This window comes from Streptomyces sp. NPDC056160 (assembly GCF_042268205.1).
Classification (GTDB): domain Bacteria; phylum Actinomycetota; class Actinomycetes; order Streptomycetales; family Streptomycetaceae; genus Streptomyces.
The window spans coordinates 1-18,979 of the sequence record NZ_JBHJUW010000154.1 but is presented as its reverse complement, the minus strand read 5'-3'; the positions used below and the strand labels follow the sequence as shown (position 1 = coordinate 18,979).

The 18,979-nt window shown below is 69.0% G+C and carries 23 protein-coding genes and 3 pseudogenes; 17 read left to right on the top strand and 9 right to left on the bottom strand.

What is annotated here, in order from left to right; genetic code table 11:
* Positions 1-962: 962 nt before the first annotated feature.
* Positions 963-1,487, top strand: coding sequence for a peptidylprolyl isomerase (locus ACFC02_RS35920; RefSeq protein ID WP_376366322.1), 525 nt, complete (start codon positions 963-965; stop codon positions 1,485-1,487).
* A 145-nt stretch (positions 1,488-1,632) separates the two neighbouring features.
* Here ACFC02_RS35920 and ACFC02_RS35915 read toward each other — a convergent pair whose 3' ends face one another.
* The 3 genes from ACFC02_RS35915 to ACFC02_RS35905 form a co-directional block, all read right to left on the bottom strand.
* Positions 1,633-1,932, bottom strand: coding sequence for an FAD-dependent oxidoreductase (locus ACFC02_RS35915; protein ID WP_376366320.1), 300 nt, complete (start codon positions 1,930-1,932; stop codon positions 1,633-1,635).
* A gap of 261 nt (positions 1,933-2,193) precedes the next feature.
* Positions 2,194-2,415: an FAD-dependent oxidoreductase gene (locus ACFC02_RS35910; protein WP_376366318.1), complete on the bottom strand. Its 222-nt coding sequence runs from the start codon at positions 2,413-2,415 to the stop codon at positions 2,194-2,196.
* Between the two features lie 144 nt (positions 2,416-2,559).
* Positions 2,560-2,886, bottom strand: a complete 327-nt coding sequence (locus tag ACFC02_RS35905; RefSeq protein WP_376366326.1) for a hypothetical protein — start codon at positions 2,884-2,886, stop codon at positions 2,560-2,562.
* Between ACFC02_RS35905 and ACFC02_RS35900 the strand changes: the two are divergent.
* Positions 2,795-2,998: pseudogene (locus tag ACFC02_RS35900) on the top strand (transposase); the annotation flags it as partial. The gene ACFC02_RS35905 and the pseudogene ACFC02_RS35900 sit on opposite strands and share 92 nt — an antisense overlap.
* A gap of 156 nt (positions 2,999-3,154) precedes the next feature.
* Here ACFC02_RS35900 and ACFC02_RS35895 read toward each other — a convergent pair.
* Together ACFC02_RS35895 and ACFC02_RS35890 are read right to left on the bottom strand one after the other, a co-directional pair.
* Positions 3,155-3,670: a hypothetical protein gene (locus tag ACFC02_RS35895; protein WP_376366324.1), complete on the bottom strand. Its 516-nt coding sequence runs from the start codon at positions 3,668-3,670 to the stop codon at positions 3,155-3,157.
* Positions 3,671-3,965: 295 nt separating this feature from the next.
* Entirely contained in the window at positions 3,966-4,445 is a 480-nt protein-coding gene (locus ACFC02_RS35890) for a hypothetical protein (protein WP_376366316.1), read from the bottom strand.
* A gap of 92 nt (positions 4,446-4,537) precedes the next feature.
* On the opposite strand from ACFC02_RS35890, the pseudogene ACFC02_RS35885 reads away from it, so the two are divergent.
* A pseudogene (locus ACFC02_RS35885) lies at positions 4,538-4,819 on the top strand (transposase); the annotation flags it as partial.
* 61 nt (positions 4,820-4,880) lie between these two features.
* Here ACFC02_RS35885 and ACFC02_RS35880 read toward each other — a convergent pair.
* Positions 4,881-5,801 (bottom strand): NADP-dependent oxidoreductase, encoded by a 921-nt coding sequence (locus ACFC02_RS35880; protein WP_376366314.1) that lies wholly within the window; start codon positions 5,799-5,801, stop codon positions 4,881-4,883.
* Positions 5,802-5,884: 83 nt separating this feature from the next.
* Between ACFC02_RS35880 and ACFC02_RS35875 the strand changes: the two genes are divergently transcribed.
* The gene (locus tag ACFC02_RS35875) at positions 5,885-6,454 is read left to right on the top strand and encodes a TetR/AcrR family transcriptional regulator (RefSeq protein WP_376366312.1); all 570 of its coding nucleotides are present in this window, start codon (positions 5,885-5,887) and stop codon (positions 6,452-6,454) included.
* 73 nt (positions 6,455-6,527) lie between these two features.
* Here ACFC02_RS35875 and ACFC02_RS35870 read toward each other — a convergent pair whose 3' ends face one another.
* Positions 6,528-7,154 carry a ketopantoate reductase family protein gene (locus ACFC02_RS35870; protein ID WP_376366310.1) on the bottom strand — a complete coding sequence of 209 codons (627 nt, stop codon included), beginning with the start codon at positions 7,152-7,154 and terminating at the stop codon, positions 6,528-6,530.
* 16 nt (positions 7,155-7,170) lie between these two features.
* On the opposite strand from ACFC02_RS35870, the gene ACFC02_RS35865 reads away from it, so the two are divergent.
* On the top strand, positions 7,171-7,503 hold the full coding sequence (locus ACFC02_RS35865; RefSeq protein ID WP_376366308.1) for a hypothetical protein: 333 nt from the start codon (positions 7,171-7,173) through the stop codon (positions 7,501-7,503).
* A 29-nt stretch (positions 7,504-7,532) separates the two neighbouring features.
* On the opposite strand, the pseudogene ACFC02_RS35860 reads toward ACFC02_RS35865, so the two are convergent.
* Together ACFC02_RS35860 and ACFC02_RS35855 are read right to left on the bottom strand one after the other, a co-directional pair.
* Positions 7,533-7,781 (bottom strand): annotated as a pseudogene (locus tag ACFC02_RS35860) (hypothetical protein); the annotation flags it as partial.
* 40 nt (positions 7,782-7,821) lie between these two features.
* The gene (locus tag ACFC02_RS35855) at positions 7,822-8,157 is read right to left on the bottom strand and encodes an ArsR/SmtB family transcription factor (RefSeq protein WP_376366306.1); all 336 of its coding nucleotides are present in this window, start codon (positions 8,155-8,157) and stop codon (positions 7,822-7,824) included.
* Positions 8,158-8,328: 171 nt separating this feature from the next.
* On the opposite strand from ACFC02_RS35855, the gene ACFC02_RS35850 reads away from it, so the two are divergent.
* The 12 genes from ACFC02_RS35850 to ACFC02_RS35795 all read left to right on the top strand — a co-directional run bounded on the left by ACFC02_RS35850 (position 8,329) and on the right by ACFC02_RS35795 (position 18,922).
* Positions 8,329-9,471, top strand: coding sequence for an FAD-dependent monooxygenase (locus ACFC02_RS35850; protein WP_376366304.1), 1,143 nt, complete (start codon positions 8,329-8,331; stop codon positions 9,469-9,471).
* Positions 9,472-9,671: 200 nt separating this feature from the next.
* Positions 9,672-10,166 (top strand): hypothetical protein, encoded by a 495-nt coding sequence (locus ACFC02_RS35845; RefSeq protein ID WP_376366302.1) that lies wholly within the window; start codon positions 9,672-9,674, stop codon positions 10,164-10,166.
* Positions 10,167-10,425: 259 nt separating this feature from the next.
* Positions 10,426-10,800 (top strand): hypothetical protein, encoded by a 375-nt coding sequence (locus ACFC02_RS35840; protein ID WP_376366300.1) that lies wholly within the window; start codon positions 10,426-10,428, stop codon positions 10,798-10,800.
* A gap of 107 nt (positions 10,801-10,907) precedes the next feature.
* Positions 10,908-11,126 (top strand): ferredoxin, encoded by a 219-nt coding sequence (locus ACFC02_RS35835; RefSeq protein WP_376366298.1) that lies wholly within the window; start codon positions 10,908-10,910, stop codon positions 11,124-11,126.
* Positions 11,123-12,526 carry an NAD(P)/FAD-dependent oxidoreductase gene (locus ACFC02_RS35830; protein ID WP_376366296.1) on the top strand — a complete coding sequence of 468 codons (1,404 nt, stop codon included), beginning with the start codon at positions 11,123-11,125 and terminating at the stop codon, positions 12,524-12,526. Before ACFC02_RS35835 ends, ACFC02_RS35830 begins: the two co-directional genes overlap by 4 nt.
* A 62-nt stretch (positions 12,527-12,588) precedes the next feature.
* Positions 12,589-13,857 (top strand): cytochrome P450, encoded by a 1,269-nt coding sequence (locus ACFC02_RS35825; protein ID WP_376366294.1) that lies wholly within the window; start codon positions 12,589-12,591, stop codon positions 13,855-13,857.
* A gap of 22 nt (positions 13,858-13,879) precedes the next feature.
* Positions 13,880-14,737, top strand: coding sequence for an alcohol dehydrogenase catalytic domain-containing protein (locus ACFC02_RS35820; protein WP_376366292.1), 858 nt, complete (start codon positions 13,880-13,882; stop codon positions 14,735-14,737).
* Complete coding sequence (locus ACFC02_RS35815) at positions 14,734-15,411, top strand: HdeD family acid-resistance protein (protein ID WP_376366290.1); 678 nt, start codon at positions 14,734-14,736, stop codon at positions 15,409-15,411. The genes ACFC02_RS35820 and ACFC02_RS35815 overlap by 4 nt, the downstream gene beginning before the upstream one ends.
* 669 nt (positions 15,412-16,080) lie before the next feature.
* The gene (locus ACFC02_RS35810; RefSeq protein ID WP_042169227.1) at positions 16,081-16,284 is read left to right on the top strand and encodes a cold-shock protein; all 204 of its coding nucleotides are present in this window, start codon (positions 16,081-16,083) and stop codon (positions 16,282-16,284) included.
* Positions 16,285-16,623: 339 nt separating this feature from the next.
* Positions 16,624-18,129 carry a DEAD/DEAH box helicase gene (locus tag ACFC02_RS35805; RefSeq protein ID WP_376366288.1) on the top strand — a complete coding sequence of 502 codons (1,506 nt, stop codon included), beginning with the start codon at positions 16,624-16,626 and terminating at the stop codon, positions 18,127-18,129.
* Between the two features lie 35 nt (positions 18,130-18,164).
* Positions 18,165-18,524 carry a CBS domain-containing protein gene (locus tag ACFC02_RS35800; protein ID WP_376366286.1) on the top strand — a complete coding sequence of 120 codons (360 nt, stop codon included), beginning with the start codon at positions 18,165-18,167 and terminating at the stop codon, positions 18,522-18,524.
* A gap of 89 nt (positions 18,525-18,613) precedes the next feature.
* Positions 18,614-18,922, top strand: coding sequence for an SCO5918 family protein (locus tag ACFC02_RS35795; protein WP_376366284.1), 309 nt, complete (start codon positions 18,614-18,616; stop codon positions 18,920-18,922).
* Positions 18,923-18,979 lie beyond the last annotated feature (57 nt).

Genomic DNA, 18,979 nt, shown 5'->3' with positions numbered 1-18,979 from the left:
GCCCGCGAGGTCTACCGCGCTCTGACCGCCACACCAACCGAACGAATCACCCAAACCGACCTCGCTCCTGCAGCTTGACAAGCATAGGAGCATCCTGACCGACCTGCCGACCTGACCGACCTGCCGACCTGACCGACCTGCCGACCTGTGACCCGTCGGCCGCGGGCCGCCCCGGCGGGAGCGTGAGCCGGCTGTTCCTCAGCGGGCGGACAGAGGACGATGCCCGCGATGAGGAGGCCGCAGCGGTGGACCCGTGGCGGTCGGCCACTGCCTGAGGCGGTTGATGCAGCGTTCGACGGTGTCACGTTGAGCGGGGCTTCGCGGCCGAATCCGAGCGGGAGCCCGCCGTTGCGACCTCTGCGCCTCCAGGCGGGCCTGTCAGCCGTTGCCGTTGCCGTTGTTCCCGTTCCCGTTGTTCCCGTTGCTGCCATTGTTGGCGTTGCCGTCCCAGCGGGGCCCGCGCTCCTTCGGCACGGGAGGCGGAGACGAGGTGAACCGTTCCGGCCGCACGGTCCGCCGTCTGCCCGGCAAGTCGGACCCGGTCGACACACAGGCTGCCGCGTGGGCCGTGCTCAGCGGCCGCGCCAGGGCCTGGGCGGGCGAATCCGGCGACGAGCCGGTGCGAAGCGCCCGGATACGAAGTGGCCTGCGGCCGGACCGAAGGCTGGGGGCTGATGTGGCTTGCGGACGGGTACTCGCCCGCCGGACCGCGTTCTAGACTGCGACCGCTCCGAAATCTGACGATCTTTTGGAGGGTGTGCAGGATGAGCCGAGCTCTCATGACCGCAGTGGCGGCGGCGTTGGTCGTGTCCGGGGGCAGCACCACTGCCTCCGCTTCCGATGCCCCGCCGCGAACCACGCACGGTCCCTGCCAGTACACCCGGACACCGGACGACCCGGCAGCGCGGCCGGTTCCCCTGCCGCCGGACCCGCGGCACACCCCCGGTCACGGCACGGTCGACATGGCTGTCCCGACCAGCCAGGGCCCGCTCCCGCTGCGCCTGGACCGGGCGAAGGCGCCGTGCACGGTCCAGAGCTTCGCGCACCTGGCACGGCACCGGTTCTACGACCGTACGGTGTGCCATCGGCTGACGGCGTATCCGACGCTGAAGGTCTTGCAGTGCGGCGACCCGACCGGCACCGGCGAGGGTGGTCCGGGGTACGAGTACAAGGACGAGCTGCCGGTGGACCTGCCGCCGGCACCGAGCGATCCGACCGGCGTCCGCCGCCTTTACGGGCGCGGCCTGCTGGCGATGGCCAACGCCGGTCCGAACACGAACGGTTCGCAGTTCTTCGTCGTCTACGGCGACTCCGCGCTGCGACCGAACTACACGGTGTTCGGCACGGTCGGTACCGCCGGCCTGAAGACGCTCGACAAGATCGCCGCCGGCGGAATCGAGCCGACTACGCAGGAACCGGCGCCTGTCGACGGCACGCCCGTGCTGCGGACCGAACTGCTCAGCGTCCGGCCGTCCTGCCGCCCCTGACGCACTGCGGTGCGGTCGCCTCCCTCCGTCGACGAGGAGGGTGGCCGACCGCGCCGACGCTCAACTGACGCTCGTCCTGATGGGGTCGTTACGGCAGGGGGGCCGGGACTGGGGCCTTCTCGCAAGGCGCCGGGTGCTGCACGCTTCATCCGGAATCCGGAATGTCCGGCACGGCCGCACGCCGCGTGATCAGTTCGCGGAGGCACCGCCGCCTACAGGCTTGATGCGGGCAGACTCCCCGGTAGGTACTCCCCGGTAGGTCAACAGCTGGGTGAACAGCCGCCAGAACGGCTCGGGCCGCCCGTTCCCCGGCGGCGAGGGCGCCTTCGATGTGTCCGGCGTACTCGGTCGCCGCCTCGGTCGAGGCCCAGTGCAGACGGCCGTCGAGCACCGGCTGCTGGTAAAGGGAGTGGCCGAAGAGCGAGTAGTCGGCCAGGTGCCGCACCTGCGACGGGGAGGTCTACCGCTGGGTGCTCCAGTTCTGCACGTGCAGAGCCTCAGGAGTGGCGGCGGCCTGGCCGAAGAGCCGCACGAGCTGTGGGCAGCTCGGAGGCGAGGGCGGCGGCGATGCTCTGGGCTCCGGCGGCGAACCGGTGGGAGGGGGCATCGACCAGGTTGCCGGCGAGGCGGCGTGTGCCAGAGGTGTCCTGGAGCATGGTGTCGCCGGCGAGGTGCTGGTCGAAGGTCCCGATGCCGCTGAGCGCGGTCAGGTCCGTACCCGCTCCTCGCCGTCCCAGAACCAGGTGGCGCCGAGATCGAGCGCGCGCTCGCAGTGCGATGCGGCGGCGGAGAGCAGGCGTCCGCCGATGCGGTCACGGGCCTCCAGACAGACCGTGTCGCGCCCGGCGGCGTGCAGGGCGGTGGCCGCGGCGAGTCCGGAGGCGCCCGCGCCGACCACGAGCACGTCGTGGCTGTCCCGGTGGGACATGTCTGATTCCCCTTCTGGTCTGTCGAACCCCCGCTGCCGTCGGGTGGGTCGGTGTGCGGCATCCGGTTCGGATGTGCCGCGTGGGCGTGGCCAGGCGAGTCCGTTACGCCTTCCCAGGGGCGCCGGGCGTGGGGGAGAGCCCGACTACTCGACGCCAGCGGTGTCGAGGACGACGCGGAAGCGAGGTCCACCGGACCGCAGCCGGGTCACGGCTTCACCGACCTGCTCCAAGGGCATGCGCTCGACCATGGGCCGTACCCCGTTGGTGACGGCGAACCGCATCGCCTCTTCCGTCTCGCGGGGGCTCCCGGCCAGGTGTCCGGTGACGGTGTGGCCGTTCATGACGAGCTGGAACGCCACCACGCGCGGGCGGGCCCTGGTGGACCGGGAGTTGTATCTGCCCACGTCCTGGACCGACGACCGCGAGCGCTGCCGCGCCGCCCACATCCCCGACGAACGTGCCTTCGCCACCAAGCCCGACCTGGCCAGGGCCATGGTGCTGCGGGCGATCGCCTCGCCGCTGCCGATCGCCTGGGTGGCCGTGGATGCCGCCTACGGCCAGGAGTGGCGGCTGCGCCGCATGCTGGAGGAGACCGGCCTGGGCTATGTCCTCGCGGTCCCCAAGTCTCAGCAGGTGCCGCGCTTCGGGCGCATCGATCATCTCTTCTCGCAGGATCCCGAGGAAGCACGGGAGCGACGTTCGTGCGGGGACCGCGCGGAGGCCCGTGCCTCATCGATGTCACCAGGCCCTGAACGGCGGCAACCCCAGATCCGTCGGAACACCGAACGGGTGGACACTGTCATCGGTCAGCATCCGGAAAATGAATTCGGACACCGGCATATCGAAACGATGCCAATCGTCGGTCGAATCGACGCGTGCCACGATCGGCCATCGGTCCGAATTCTCCCCGTCCTGAGCAAGCCAGTAGAACTCGGCTTCCTCCGCCGTGGACTGAGCCCACGAAAGCAGCCCTTCCTTGCCGGGTTCAAATACCGCGTAGGGGCGATAAACACTGGTCGCGTCCGGATGACGACTCAGCGTCTGCCTGAGCATGGACAAATTGCCAGAAATGCTAAATTCTCCCGATGTGTCCCCGAGAGGGTAAAGGTACTCGCCGAAGACCCCCATGCCGAATGTTTCCACCAGTTGCTTGAAGTCCCCCGGGAGCGTCGCACCAATCTCCTGCTCGACGGTCCCCCAATCGCTGTCCAGGCCAAGCGGCTCATGCCCGGCAAGCTGAGCGATCCTGTTCACCCATGCCATTGGATACGCCTTTCCGAAACAGAAGGGGGGAGGTTGAAGTGACCTGCCTCCGAGGGCCCCCGAGCCCCCGGAGACAGGCCACTGCTTCAGGGCCGAAGTCAACCCGTCAACGTCATGGGACGTTTGGAACCAACGGCGTGCCGGATCACATCCTTGCCCGGTGGGCCGGACACACGAACGTCAAGACCACCAAGAAGTGGTACGTGAAGCCGGACGTGGAGGACCTCCGCGAAGCCGCCACAACGTGGGACGCCTGCAGGTGCTGGGATGGTGGGGCAGGCGTGAGTCAGGCGGCCCACCGATTGAGCGACTTGCCCGGTACGACATTGGCCGGGCCCTGCGGTCCGATGGCGTGTTCCAGGACGGTCATCCACTGGTGGAGCCACGGGTCTGTCGCGTAGAGGAGCGCCGTGCGGTTGACCAATTGGCTACCCGGCAGGAGCGTGAGCGAGAGCCTGCGATTCCTGATCGTCCGCGCCACGAAGTGCACGATGAGGGCGACTTCACAGATCTCGCGATACGTTCGCTGCTCCAGGGCAGCCACCCTCTCATCGGCTCCCTTCGGGTAGGCACTGACGTCGAGTTCAGGAAGTCCACCCTTGAGCGCGTCTGCGATGATCAGGCTCTTCACCTGTTCACGTTCTCCCGCGGGCCGATCGACTCCCATGGCCCGGAGAAGCATTGCGCTGTCTTCGGCAACGGCCTCCGAGGGCAGACCGTCACCGTTGACCCGATCGGCGACGAGCTGCGTGATCGCGGCAGCCACGTCACGGAGCTTCGGGTCGCCCTGCCGACGAGCAGGGAGCGACCGGCGACGACGCGCGAGGAGCTGGGCGGACTCGTGCGCGAATCGGTGCAGCTCGACATTCGGCAGCCGACCGGCGCCGTCCTTGGGAGAAACCTAGCCCTCCGGACTGCCTCACTCCCGCCCGCGTCCGCCGCGACTTCCGGCACATCCGCCCACAGGCCGCCTGCCCGGCCAGAGCTCCGGAACCCACCCTCCCCGGTCCGGGCCGGCCACCGGGCCGGAAAAACACCCACCCCGCACCCCGCCACGACGTGCACACACCCAAGAAAGCACAGCCAGCGAAACGATGGAAGAAGAAGACAACCACCCCGAAACCCCGCCCTACAGGTTGAAGATCGAGCTAGGGCTTGTTGCGAAAGTGGGTCCTGGTCGCCGAGTCCACCTCGTGCCGGTTCACAGGGCGATCACGATTTTGCCGTGAACGTGCCTCTCGGCCTGCCTCGTCACGGCTTCGCGGATCTGCTCGACCGGGAAGGTCGCCGCGATCGGAACCGTGATCTCGCCGGCATGGATCGCGTCGACGATCCGTTTCAGGGCGCCCGGACCCGCGTCGAGGGCGCCCGCCTTGCGGACACCGGGCGGCGGGGCGGGGCCGTCGGCTACGACGGAGATCCGCTCGGGTGCCACGCCGAGCTCGAGGGCGGTCTCGGCCGCCTCCCTTCCGAACAGGTCGGTTACGGCGGTGATCCCCTCGGGCGCCAGGCCCCGCACCCGGTCCGCCAGGCCTGGGCCGTACGCCACGGGTTCGGCGCCGAGCCCGCGCAGGAATCCGAAAGTGCGCTCGGAGGCGGTGCCGAGCACCCGGGCACCCGTGAGCTTCGCCAGCTGCACGGCGAAGATGCCCACGCCACCCGCCGCTCCACCGATCAGGACGGTGTCCCCGGCGCGGAGTTCGATCGCGGCGAGCGCGGCGGAGGCCGTCAGGCCGGCCACCGGAAGTGTGGCCGCCACCTCGTCACTGATGCCATCCGGGGTGGGCCACAGGTCTGCGGCGGGGGTCTTGACCAGCACGAAATCGGCGACGGACCGGCCAATCGCCGCCCCGTACACCCGGTTCCCGGCCGCGAATCCGGTGGCTTCGGCGCCCACTTCGTCCACCACTCCGGCGAAGTCGCTGCCGAACCCGGCCGGCAGTGAGATGCCGAACCGCGCCGCCATGTCGGGCTGGGTGGTGATCTGCCAATCCATCGGATTCAGCCCGGCGGCTGTGACCCGGACGCGAACCTCGTCGGGTGCGGCGTGCGGCTCGGGTATCTCCTGCAGTTCGAGTACTTCGGGACCGCCGAATCGCCGGTAGCGGACAGCTTTACTCATCGGTGACCTCTCCTGGCCAGTGATGGGACTTGGTCTTATCGACCGTACACCAGTGATGGGACAAAGTCCCGTACACTGTTTCCATGGCCCGCTGGCAACCCGACGCACCAGGACGACTCGCCGCCGCTGCCCTCGACCTCTTCGAGGAACAGGGCTACGAGAACACGACCGTGATCGAGATCGCGGAGCACGCCGGGCTCACCAAGAGCACCTTCTTCCGGTACTTCCCGGACAAGCGCGAGGTGCTCTTCGGCGGGGGCACGGTAGCCGGTCTGCTCGTCGAAGGGATCGCCTCGGCGCCGGCGGAGTCCGGGCCGCTCGACACGGTGGCGGAGGCCCTCGACGCGCTCGGCCGGACATTCTTCACCGCCGACCGCCGCGAGTTCAGCGGCCGGCGCCAGGCCGTTCTCAACGCCAATACGGAACTACGCGAACGTGAAGCCCTGAAGAGGATCGAGCTCACCGCCTCGATGATCGAGGCCCTCAACCGCCGCGGAGTCCCGAGCCTGACCGCGCGTGTGGCCGCGCACCTGGGCGCGCTCGCCTGGGAGATCGCCTACGACCAGTGGGTCGGCACCGACAACAGTGAGGGCTTCGGCCCGCTGGCACGGCAGGCACTCGCCGACGTATGCGCGGCCGGAGCCGTGCGCTAGGTGTATTGCCCTGTGAGGTTGGGGACGCGGCTGGCGGGTGGTTGACCCTGAGGTTTTCGCCGTCCTGGGTCGCTTAGCGGGCTCTCGCAGGGGCGCGGAGCTGTTCGGTCAGCTGCTCGAGTTCGACCGCCATGGCAGGCGAGGGGTCGTTGAGTCCGCTGTGCACGGTCGTCGGGCTCTTCAGGAAGCGCCGGAGCACGGCCATGAGGAGCCCTTGCGGCAGAGCCCGCAACGCGGCGAACGCGCGAGGTACCGGCGGCGTCTCCATCGCGGCGAGGTTCTGCCGCATGAGGTGGAGCATGCCGCGGACCGCGTCCGGGTCGTCGGCCAGCGCTACCGGGCCGCCCGCCGCGTGTACCGCCTGTCCGAGCGGCACCTCGAATGCGGCGTGCGTCCTGAGCCAGGCGTCCATCTGCGGCTCGGCCTTGGCGTTGATCCCGGCAGTACGGAACGTCTCCACGATCCGTTCCAGTCGCGGGGTGGTGCGGCCGTCGGGTTCGCCGATCGGCATCGCGACCCGACGGGTGATGAAACTGCTCTTGCGGTAGCGGATCACGTCGCCGTCCATCGTGCCGCCCGTCATGGGGAAGCCGAGCAGCACCCGTTCGTGGCCGATCACCGCGCCCAGCGTTTCCGAGCCGGCTGCCCAGTTGAGCAGGAACAGCACATCACCTTGGACGCCGGCGAGTGATTCCAGCACCGCGTCCACCTGGTGGGTGCGGACGAAGACGGTGATCAGGCCGTACTCGCTGCTGATCGTGACGATCCTCAGCGACCCGGCCGAGGAGGCGCGCAGCTGGACCGGCCCGGGCGAGGACACGGTCCGCGAGCGCTACCTCGCAGCCTTCGCGCGCGTACTGCCCGGCCTGCCCCCGGAGGAGCTGCGGTTCCGGATGCGGGGGATCCTTGCCGTGGCGGCCGTCGACCGCCTCGAGGCCCACCAGCAGCCCTCCCCGGGCTGCACGTCCCCGGTAGCGGGCGAGGCGGCCCGGCGATGGGCGATCACGTTCCTGACGGCAGCGATGAGTGCGCCACCGACCCGGACCTGACGACCCGAGACAGACGCTGGCGGCGCGGGTCAGGCGGCGTTCACCCTGTGGACGAGGGCAGTGAGGCACTTGTCGGCGGCGTTCTTGTTCCGCCAGATGATGTAGCGGCGGATCACGCTGCCCTGTTCCTTGTGGGTGGCGTGGTCGGTTCCGACGAGGGCGAAGTAGCGCAGGGCGCTGAACTGGGCCTCGATGCGGTTGAGCCAGGAGCTGTTAGTCGGGGTGCAGGCGATCTCGACGCTGTTCGCGGCGGCCCGGTCGCCGACTGGCCGAGCTCGCGGCTCAACTCGGACTCCCCTCCGGTGTGCTCAGCTGTGCTCAGCGAGGAGCGGTACCGCCCGGGGACTCTGCGCCCAGGAGCGTGAGCAGCCCGGGGAATCTCTTCTCGATGTCCGCGCGTCGTAGTCGGACGCCCTTGCGGTTGCCGTAGTCGATCTCGTCAATGAGACCTGCCTCGCGCAGGACCCGGAAGTGGTGGGTCTGGGTCTGCTTCGAGATCGGAAGATTGAACGAGTTGCAGCCCCGCTCGCTGTCGCTGCGGTCGGCGGCCAACTCCGTCAACACCGAACGACGGTGCTCGTCGGCGAGGGCACGAAACACCGTACCCAGATCGAGCGCATCGGCCTCCGGGCCAACCAGGTTCCTCCCGGCCACGCCGCACCTCCTTCGAGTACGTCTTGCATCGTACCTGAAGGGCGTGCTTTGCTGAGGTACGAAATTTTTCGTACCTGGCCAGGGTTGCGCTGCCCCGTGCCGCCGCGCCCTGAGCCCCGGCCCCGGCACTCACCGGGGACCTGGTCATCGACGCTCCGAGAGGTCATCGTCATGAAGAAACCCGAGGTGCTGATAGTCGGTGCCGGAATCGCAGGGCCCGCACTCGCCTACTGGCTCTCCCGGAATGGATACCGGCCAACGGTCGTCGAACACGCCCGGCAACTGCGCTCCGGTGGCAGCGCGATCGTCGTGAAGGGGCCCGCGATCCCGGTCGCCGACCGCATGGGCATCCTCCCGCAGCTCCACGGGCTCGCCACCCGCAATCGGTCGCTGACCCTGCTCGACCCCGGCGGCAGGCGAATCCTGCAACTCCCGCTCACCTCGGACGAGGCGCCGACGGTCGAAGTGACCCGAGCCGACCTGTCCGAGGTGCTCCACCGGTCGGCGCAGACCGAGGCCGAGTTCTTGTTCGACGACACGGTCACCGCTCTCGACCAGGATGAAGGTGGGGTCGATGTCACCTTCCGGCGGTCCGCGCCACGGCGCTTCGACTTGGTAGTCGGTGCCGACGGGATGCACTCCACCGTACGGCGCCTGGTATTCGGCCCCGAGCGGCAGTTCGCGGGCGACCTGGGCCTGTACGGCGCGACCGTCCCGCTGGAACCCGACGCCATCGAGGACCCGACCGAGATGACGATGCTGACCGTGCCGAACCGGATGCTGGTCCTCCACCCCTCGCGGACCACTCCGCTCGCGATCTTCACCTTCCGGGCCGCACAGCTGGCGCCCCACGACCGCAAGAACATCGCCCTTCACAAGCAGACCGTGGCCGACGCCTACGCCGACGTGCGGTGGCGGGCACCGGAACTCGTGGCTGCGTTCCTCGACCACCCGGCTCCGTTCTTCGACCCCCTGACCACCGTCCGGGTGCCCTCGTGGTCCCTCGGACGGGTCGTACTGCTCGGGGACGCGGCGGCGGCGACAGCCCTGCTGGGCGACGGGTCCAGCATGGCGATGGCGGGCGCGTACGCCCTCGCGGAAGAGCTCGCCGCCCATCCCGGTGATCATGCCCGCGCCTTCACCGCCTACGAGTCGCGGCTCCGCCGTGAGGTAGGCCCGCGGCAGCGACGCGTCGGCCTGCTCTCCAGGCTCATGGTGCCCCGCACCCGGCCGGGCCTCGCGGTGCGCAACGCCGTGGGCCGCGCGGTCGGTCGCACGAACCGGATCGCCTCTCGCAAAGCCGCGAACCGGTAGACCGAGCCCGCACCGACCGGTCACCGGTCGGTGCGCAGCTCCCCCGTAGCTCCCGACCGGGTCGGCGCGCCATGTCCGACGAGCCCGGCGTGGCAGGCCATCGCCGATGCGGCAGGTCGACTGCTGGCGGCCTCACCCACCGTTCCCGGCGCTCGCCACGACACGGGTGCTGCCGGTGGCTACATCCCCGCGACGCGGAGGTGAAGTGCTGGACGGACAAGGCGTATCAAGGCGCCGGCGGCACCACCCGGGCGCCCGAAGGCGCTGAGCAGGAGGGCGGCTTCACCGACCGCGGCCAGGCCTTTGCCGCGTACGTCACCGATCAGCAGGCGGGTGGCGTGGTCGGCGCGGGTTGCGGTGGAGAGGTCGCCGCCGATCTGGGTCTCTTCCTCGGCGGCCAGACAGCGGCAGGGGATCTGCAGTGCTCCGATACGTTCAGAGCGGGAGCGATCACCAGGAGCGGCCCAAGGCGGATGCTGGTGGGGGAGTGGACGTCGGCGACCGTGATGAGCACGATCAGCGCGATCGGGATCGACACCAGCCACCGGTTCTGCTGGTCCTGGTCCACCCATCGCGCTCGCACAACCATGCACTTCACTGTGCGGTCATTCCATCCCGCCCGCATATCGCCCATCGCACCGTTGACCGGACACGCAGGTTTCGCTCGACATGCCGTGCAGCGCAAGCGGGACTAGGCTTTCTGAGCGAGGCCGCAGCGAACGACACGCCCTGTGCCTTCTGCTCACAGGCTTCCCGACCTCCAGGTCACAACGCCCGATCAAGCGAATGACGCGCAGGGCCCTGGAGAGACCGGTGGAGAGGTCGTTCCTTCCATACCGCTGCGGTGACACCTGAAGACCGCGCCGTACCCCGCTATCGGGCCCGGCGACGGCCATCCGCCTCGCGCCTCCCTGACGGGACCCGCGAAAGACGATGGAGACGGAAGGTATTCCCATGCGAGCACAGCGCATTCGGCGTCTGGTCGCGTTGTCCGCTTCGGGCCTGCTGCTGACCGGTGCAGCGGCGATCGGCACGGCGGGCAGCGCCTTCGCCACGGAACATGGCTACGACAGCTCCTACAGCAGCGATCACGGCGGTCACGGCTGGTGGAGCGACGACGGTGACTACGGTGGTTACGGCGGTGACCACGGTGGCTATGGCGGTGACTACGGTGGTTACGGCGGTGACCACGGTGGCTATGGCGGTGACCACGGTGGTTACGGCGGTGACCACGGTGGTTACGGCGGTGACCACGGTGGTTACGGCGGCGGTGACCATGGCGGCTATGGCGGTGGTGGGGGAGGCCACGGTGGTGGGGGCGGCCGCTGATCCAGAAATCCCCTGAGCGTGGCGACGTGCGGTCCATCACGGGGCCGCACGTTGCGGGAGTCTCCTGCCTCCTCCTGAGAAACGCGCCTGCCCGAAGGAGCCCGCCCATGCGAATCGTCGTGGACCTGAACAGATGTCAGGGCTACGCACAGTGCGTGTACCTTGCGCACGAGGTCTTCCGGTTGAACGGTCAGGAGGCGCTCACCTATGAGCCGAACCCTGATGACGAGCGGCGCCTGCAGGTCGAGCGAGCCGCTGCGGCGTGCCCGGTGCAGGCGATCATGATCGACCGCTCGGACGGCGAGGAACGGGGCGAGGCGCCATGACCTTGCGGGCTACGGTCGCGGAGCTGGTGCGCGCGTTCCGGGCCAGCGGCCGGATCGTCATCGTGGGGGCTTCTCTGGCGGGGCTGCGGGCCGCGGAGTCTTTGCGTGAGGAGGGCTTCACCGGTTCCCTGACCATCATCGGGGATGAGCCGTACGAGCCGTATGACCGTCCGCCGCTGTCCAAGCAGGTGCTCAAGGGCTGGGTGCCGGCCGACCACACGAAGCTGCCCCGTATGCGGGAAGTGGATGCGGACTGGCGGCTCGGGGTAGCCGCTGTCGGGCTGGACCGGGACACCAAACAGGTGCGTCTGGCCAATGGCGAGCAGGTGCCCTACGACCGGTTGCTGATCGCCACGGGCACCCGCGCGCGGCAGTGGCCCCACCCGGACGAGGCCGCCCTGGACGGGGTACACACGATTCGCTCGCGTGATGATGCAGCACAGTTGCAGAAGGAGCTGGCAGAGCCGCCGTCGCGGGTGCTGGTGATCGGCGCCGGGTTCATCGGCTCGGAGGTGGCCTCGGTCTGCCGGGAGCTCGGCCTCCCGGTGACCGTCGTCGAACGGGGTTCGGCGCCGCTGGTCGGTGCGCTGGGCGGGGTGATCGGGGAGATCGCCGCGCAGCTGCAGCGCGATCACGGTGTGGACCTGCGCTGTGGGCTGGGCGTGGCGTCGCTGGAGGGCGACTCCGGCGGGCACGTACGGCGGGCACATCTGTCGGACGGATCCACCGTCGACGCCGATGTGGTCGTGGCCTCGCTGGGGTCGATCCGCAACGTGGAGTGGCTGGAGGGCTCCGGCCTGGCGGCCGGTTTCTGGGGGGTGGGGTGCGACGCCGGGGGACGCGCCTTCGACATCAACGGCGTGGTCACCGACAGCATCTTTGTGGCAGGGGACGTGGCGCGCGCTCCGCATGTGCTGTACGAGTACCAGTTCCTCGCGATGGAGCACTGGGACAACGCCGTGCTCGGCGCCCAGGCCGCGGCCCACAACATGGTGAACCTCGAACCCCACTATCGTCCACACCTGCTGCTGCCCGGGTTCTGGTCCGGTCAGTTCGGCGTGAACATCAAGTCCGTCGGCGTGCCGCCTTTCGGTGACGAGATCGTCTTCACCCAGGGGTCCGTGGCCGACCGGCGTTTTGCCGCCGCTTACGGGCACCGGAGCCGCATTGTCGCCGCCGTGACCTTCGACCACGGCAAGTGGCTGGAGTACTACGGGAAGCTGATCGAGCAGTCCGGTCCGTTCCCGCCCCCGCCGCCGGGCTGGGACCAGCCGCCCGACATGAAGCCGATGCCGGCCGAGTTCCCGGACCCCAGGGTCCCGACGGCGATCCCCGATGTCGTCCTGACCGGCCATGCCCCGAGCGAGCGGACGGCCGAGTTCCGGCCCCGGCGCCACTGACCCGGTCCGGCGGGCCGAGCGTGCAAGCGGACAGCACCGACAGGAAGAAGGAGGGGAGCCTCGTGGTCGAGGAAACCCCTTGGCAGCAGGCCCTGCGCTACGCCAACCGCGCCAACCCGTACCCCTTCTACGAGGAACTCCGCAAGACACCGGTGGCGCGCCAGCCGGACGGCACCTACGTCGTCAGCACCTACCGGGAGATCGTCACGCTGCTCCACGACCCCCGGGTGAGTTCGGATCCACGAAAGCGCCCCGCTCCGGCCGCGGCCCGTGACGAGGGCTCGGGGGAGCAGGCGGCCGAGCCGATCAGGCAGGTGCTGACAGAGCCGAACATCATCACCTGCGATCCACCCGAGCACGACCGGGACCGCCGCACGATGATGCCGCACTTCGCCGGCCCGCCCCATGCGCCTCACCTGATCTCCGACCTGGAACCCGACATCCGCCGCCTCGTGGACGGCCTCCTGGACGACATGAGGGGCAAGACCCGGATCGATGCCGTCGACGACTTCGCCTACCCCCTGCCGGTGACGGTGATCTGCAAGGTTCTGGGCGTACCGCTGGAGGACGAGCCGCGCTTCCACCACTGGATCGAAACGGCCCTGGACGCCCTGGACTTCGGCCCCGAGGCCGCCTCCGAAGAGGTCCGGAGCCGGCTGGCCGAGGCCCGGCAAGCCGTGCAGGACTTCGGGCAGTTCGCAGCCGAGCTGCTCGACCGGTACGCCGACCAGCCCGGTCCGGGCATGCTCTCAGCCTTGGTGAACGAGGACGGCCAGGAAGAACGGATGTCCAAGGGCGTGCTCGCGAGCAACGCCCTGCTCCTGATCTTCGCGGGGCACGAGACCACGGTCAACCTGATCGCCCACAGCGTCCTCACCCTGCTACGGCACCCCGACGCACTGGAGGAGCTGCGCCGCCGACCGGAACTGATCGTGCCCGCGGTGGAGGAACTGCTGCGCTTCGAGTCGTCGGTGCAGTTCTGGCACACCCGCTCCGCCCTGGAGGACATCGACATCGCCGGCACCACCATCCCCAAGGGGGCGCCGATCTTCCTGGCGTACGGCTCGGCCAACCGCGACCCGCAACGGTTCACCGACCCCGACGAACTCGATTTCGAACGCCCCGACAACCAGCACCTCGGATTCAGCCAGGGCATCCACTTCTGCTTCGGCGCCCCGCTCGCCCGGCTCGAGGTCCAGGTGGCGGTCGGCGAGTTCGTCCGCCGGGTGGACAACCCCCGGCTCGTCCAGGACCCGCCGCCATACCGGCACAACCAGATCTTCCGGGGACCGCGGCACGTCATGGTCGACATCGACGGCATCCGCGACTGACAGGACGTGTGTGAGGGATCCCATGCGGGCTTTTCAACTCGTCGGCCGGCGGAAACCGCCGGAGCTGCGCGAGGTGCCGGTGCCCGAGGCCGGACCGGGGCAGGTCCTGGTGAAGGTCGCAGGTGCCGGTGCGTGCCACTCCGATCTGCACATCATGGAGGCACCCGGGCCACCACGAGGGCTCGCCACCGAACTGCCCTTCACCCTCGGCCACGACAACGCCGGATGGGTGGAACGGCTGGGACCGGGCGTCCCCGGGTTCACACCCGGGGACGCTGTGATCGTCTACGGCTCCTGGGGCTGTGGCATCTGTGCCGCCTGCCGCCAGGGGCGGGAGAACTACTGCCAGAGGCTCGGGGGGCAGGGCCCGGGCCTGGGAGGCGGTCACGACGGCGGGATGGCCGAGTACCTGCTCGTCCCCGGACCGCGGTACCTGATTCCCCCGGGCACCCTCGATCCCCGCCAGGCCGCCCCCCTCAGCGACGCCGGACCGACCAGCTACCACGCCGTCAAACGGTCACTGCACCTGCTGGGACCGGGCTCGACCGCGGTCGTCATCGGGGCCGGCGGTCTCGGCCAGATGACCATCCAGATCCTGCGCGCGCTCACCACGGCGACCACCGTCGTCGCCGTGGACACCGACTCCGGGAAGCTGGAAACCGCCAAGCACATCGGAGCCGACGAAGCGCTTCCCCCGGGCGACGAGGCGATCGCGCGCATCAGCTCCTGCACGACGGCAAGATCCAAGGACGCGCCGTCATCACCCCCACGCCGGAGTACGGACGCCAGCGCGACCGACCCGCACGTGCGGCGTGGTCGGGTGCCGGCCGACATGCACCGATGCGACAGCGCTGCTTCAAGAAGGAGGCAGGTGCCATGACATCCCCCGCTGATTCCCCAAGTCCCGTTCCGCCACGCGGCACCGAACCAGAAGAGAGCCCCCTGGCCGAGGGCATGGCTGCCCTGGCGAACATGGGCTGGCAGATCCTGCTCACGATGGGCCTCGCCACCATCGCCCTAGGCGTCGTCGCCCTGGTCTGGCCGGGCGCGACCCTACGGGTCGTCGGCATTCTCTTCGGCGTCTACCTACTGGCCACCGGCGTCTTCCAACTCGCCGCCGCCTTCGGCACCCACGTCCCACGGCACCTTCGCGTCCTGCACTTCATCACCGGCGCGGCCTCGATCCTGCTGGGACTGATCTGCTTCCGCGGCACCCTCGAGTCGATCCTCCTGCTCGCCCTGTGGATCGGCTTCAGCTGGCTGCTGCGCGGCACCACGGAGACGGCCGCTGCGGCCTCCGCCCCGGCCATGCCGGGCCGCGGCTGGCATGTCGCCTTCGGGATCATCGGTGCTCTGGCCGGCATCGTGATGATCGTCATGCCGTTCGCCTCGATCGCGACCCTCACCCTGGTGGCGGGCGTCATGGCCATCATCCTCGGGCTGACCGAAGTGGTTCGCGCCATCAGGACGCGCGTCGAGATCGGCCAGCTCGCTTCGGGCACGACCACCCAGCAGCGCCCCCGGTTCCACGTGCGTCCACACCCCCAGCACTGATCGGCTGGAAACGATGAGCGGCGTTTGGGCCAGTCGGTGCGATCATCCGATGCCTCAAGCGATACGCAGCCCACGAGGTCTTCAACCTGGTCAGACCGGTCTCCCGCACCCCCACGTTCGGGGACGGCGAGTTCGACGGTGCCGGCGCGGGTGTCCCACTCGCGTGGGGTTGCGGTGGTTGACGCGTTCGTCGCTGACCTGCCCGTATTCGGCGTTGCAGAGGGAGACGGTGGCCGTTCGTCTATGCGGGCTTCATCCCGATGCCGGAGCAAACCCCCGGATCAGGTCGAACCCGTACACCACTTCCGTCCTGCAGACAGCCGCGTGCGTCGTCGTCCCCTGGCGGTCAGGGTTGATTCCTCTTCCTGAAACGTAGCACCCGGAGTGGAACAATATCTGTGCTCGCGAAGTGAGGCTTTGACGGGGTCGCGTAGTGAGGGTTTTTGCCGCATTGAGCAGAGCGGAATTGCATAATGCGCACGGGCCGTTCCGGTGTGCTACTGTCGATCTCAGTTGCAGTTGTGGTTCCCGAACTTCAAGTACCTCATCCGGTTCTGTCGGATGGGAGTGCTTCTGTATTTCCGGTCATTTCCGGGCGGGGTAATCATCGCGGCGACCCGGCGTCCGCGCAGTGCGGATTCCGATGTACTGCCCCGAAGGAGATATGACATGGCTACTGGTACCGTGAAGTGGTTCAATGCGGAAAAGGGCTTCGGCTTCATCGAGCAGGACGGTGGCGGCGCCGACGTGTTCGCCCACTACTCGAACATTGCCGCGCAGGGCTTCCGTGAGCTGCTCGAGGGCCAGAAGGTGAACTTCGACATCGCGCAGGGCCAGAAGGGCCCGACTGCCGAGAACATCGTTCCGGCCTGACGCTCACGCGCAATCCGTAGCTGGGGCCCGCATCCTTCGGGGTGCGGGCCCCAGCTGCACACATCCCCCGCAGCAATTTCAACTGCGGGGCGACTCGGAGGAATCTGCAGTCTCGCCACGCGCGGTTCCTCCTTCAGCGATGCCGGAGCATCCTGAAGGGCTGCGCCGCAGCCGACGCCCGGATCTGGCCTCCCCATCGCGTCCCCCTTCAGCACCTGTGCCCCGGATATTTCCGCCGTCCCTAAACTGTTTCTTGCCACCGGTCCATACTCGTAATTCTCCATGCCGCTCATTGCCGCGGGAATTCCTTGATATGTGCCACATCGAGGAAGGTTCCGCATGAACCGCACACGCACGAACGATCGCTCCGCCCGCGCCCGTCACGGCGGTGCCGACGCCGGAGAGGGCGGCAGTCGCACGGGCTTGCAGGCACCGCGCCGTTCGGGCGGGCCTGCCCGGTCCGGCGGTTCCGGCCGCCGGCCAGCCGCAGTGCAAGGTGAGTTCGCGCTGCCCAGGACGATCACCCCCGCGTTGGCCGCTGTCGAGGCGTTCGCCGATCTCGGCATGCCCGAGCAGCTGCTGGCCGAACTCGGCAAGCAGGGGGTGACCACACCGTTCCCGATCCAGGGAGCGACGCTACCGAACTCCCTGGCGGGCCGTGACGTACTGGGCCGCGGGCGCACCGGTTCAGGCAAGACCCTCGCCTTCGGCCTCGCCCTGCTCGCCCGTACCGCTGGACAGCGTGCTGAGCCCCGCCGGCCGCTGGGGCTGATCCTGGTACCGACGCGTGAGCTGGCGCAGCAGGTGACCGACGCGCTCACACCGTACGCCCGTGCCGTCGGGCTGCGGCTGGCCACGGTGGTGGGCGGGATGTCGATGGGCCGGCAGGCCGGCGCTCTGCGCGGCGGGGCCGAGGTCGTCGTCGCGACGCCCGGACGGCTCAAGGACCTCATCGACCGTGGCGACTGCGGGCTGAACCACGTGAGCATCACGGTGCTGGACGAGGCCGACCAGATGGCCGACATGGGTTTCATGCCGCAGGTCACCGCGCTGCTCGACCAGGTGCGTCCGGAGGGGCAGCGGATGCTGTTCTCCGCCACCTTGGACCGTAACGTCGACCTGCTGGTTCGCCGCTATCTGACCGACCCCGTCGTGCATTCGGTCGACCCTTCAGCCGGTACGGTCACGACGATGGAGCACCACGTCCTGCACGTCCATGGCGCCGACAAGCACGCCGCCACGACCGAGATCGCCGCCCGCGACGGCCGCGTGATCATGTTCCTGGACACCAAGCACGCAGTCGACCGGCTGACCCAGGACCTGCTCAACAGCGGGGTACGAGCCGCCGCGCTGCACGGCGGCAAGTCGCAGCCGCAGCGCACCCGCACGCTGGCGCAGTTCAAGACGGGGCACGTCACCGTGCTGGTGGCAACCAATGTCGCGGCGCGCGGCATCCACGTCGACAACCTCGACCTGGTCGTCAACGTCGATCCGCCGACCGACCACAAGGACTACCTCCACCGCAGCGGCCGTACCGCCCGCGCCGGCGAGTCCGGCAGCGTCGTCACCCTCGTCACACCGAACCAGCGCCGCGGCGTGGTCCGCCTCATGTCGGACGCCGGAATCCGGCCGCAGATTACCCAGATCCGCCCGGGAGACGAGGCCCTGAGCCGGATCACCGGCGCCCAGGCCCCGTCCGGCATCCCGGTCGTCATCACCGCACCGGTGGTCGAACGCCCCAAGCGCAGCGGCTCCTCCCGAGGCCGACGCCGCCCTTCCCCGGCGCTCCGCCGCGCCCCCCGTACGCCAGCCCGTCCTCGACGCGGTGGCCTAGAACCTTCGTGATCGGCAAGTTGATCCATCTCTGCAGGAGGCACACTTTGACGCTGATCCAGATGCAGCCCGTCTCGGCGGACGCCAACCGCGTGCACAGGACGGCGGTGGAGGTCATGGACGCAGCCGGACCGCAGGTCTGTGACGACATGAGCGTCGAGGTGGCGCTGGCCGTCATGGCCGCCGCACGCACGGGCCGACTGGTCGTCTGCGACCAGGACGACCAGCGCATCGGCCTGGTGACCCGAACCGACCTCACCGCCGTCCGCGACAGCGGCGTTCACACGGACCGGGTCCGCCTGCGCGACCTTCTCGGCTACCACCGATCGTCCACCTCACCCGTGACCACGATGGCGAAGCCGAGCACGCGATGCGCTCCCGTCGGCTCGGTGCTCTGCGAGTCGTAGACGAGCAAGGCAGCCACCGGGCATCCTCGCCACCCGCTGAAACGCGTCGCCCCTGCTCGGACCGTTCTTCCCTCTCCCTGTGAGGCCACATGCGCTGCGTCATCGCCCGCTTCCCCTTCGAGCTCACCAAGGGCGGAGTGCTGGAATCGATGAAGGACATCAAGCCCGAACCGGTCACCGGAGAATCGGTGATCATCGGCCGCCGTCACTACCCCGTCAAGCAAGTCGGCCAAGTCATCACCCGCCAGGACCGCCGTGACTTCAGCGCCGCCGAAGTCCTCCGGGCCATGACTCAGCTCGGCTTCACCTGCCGCGCCCTCCCCAAGGCCGCGCCTCTTGGCATCCCCGGCTCGCTGCAGCACGCCTCCGCGATGCTCGGCACCCCCGTGACGGTCTGACCGGGTAAACAGGCACGAGCTGACATCTGACCAGCAGTGTGGGCCCGACCGGGACGC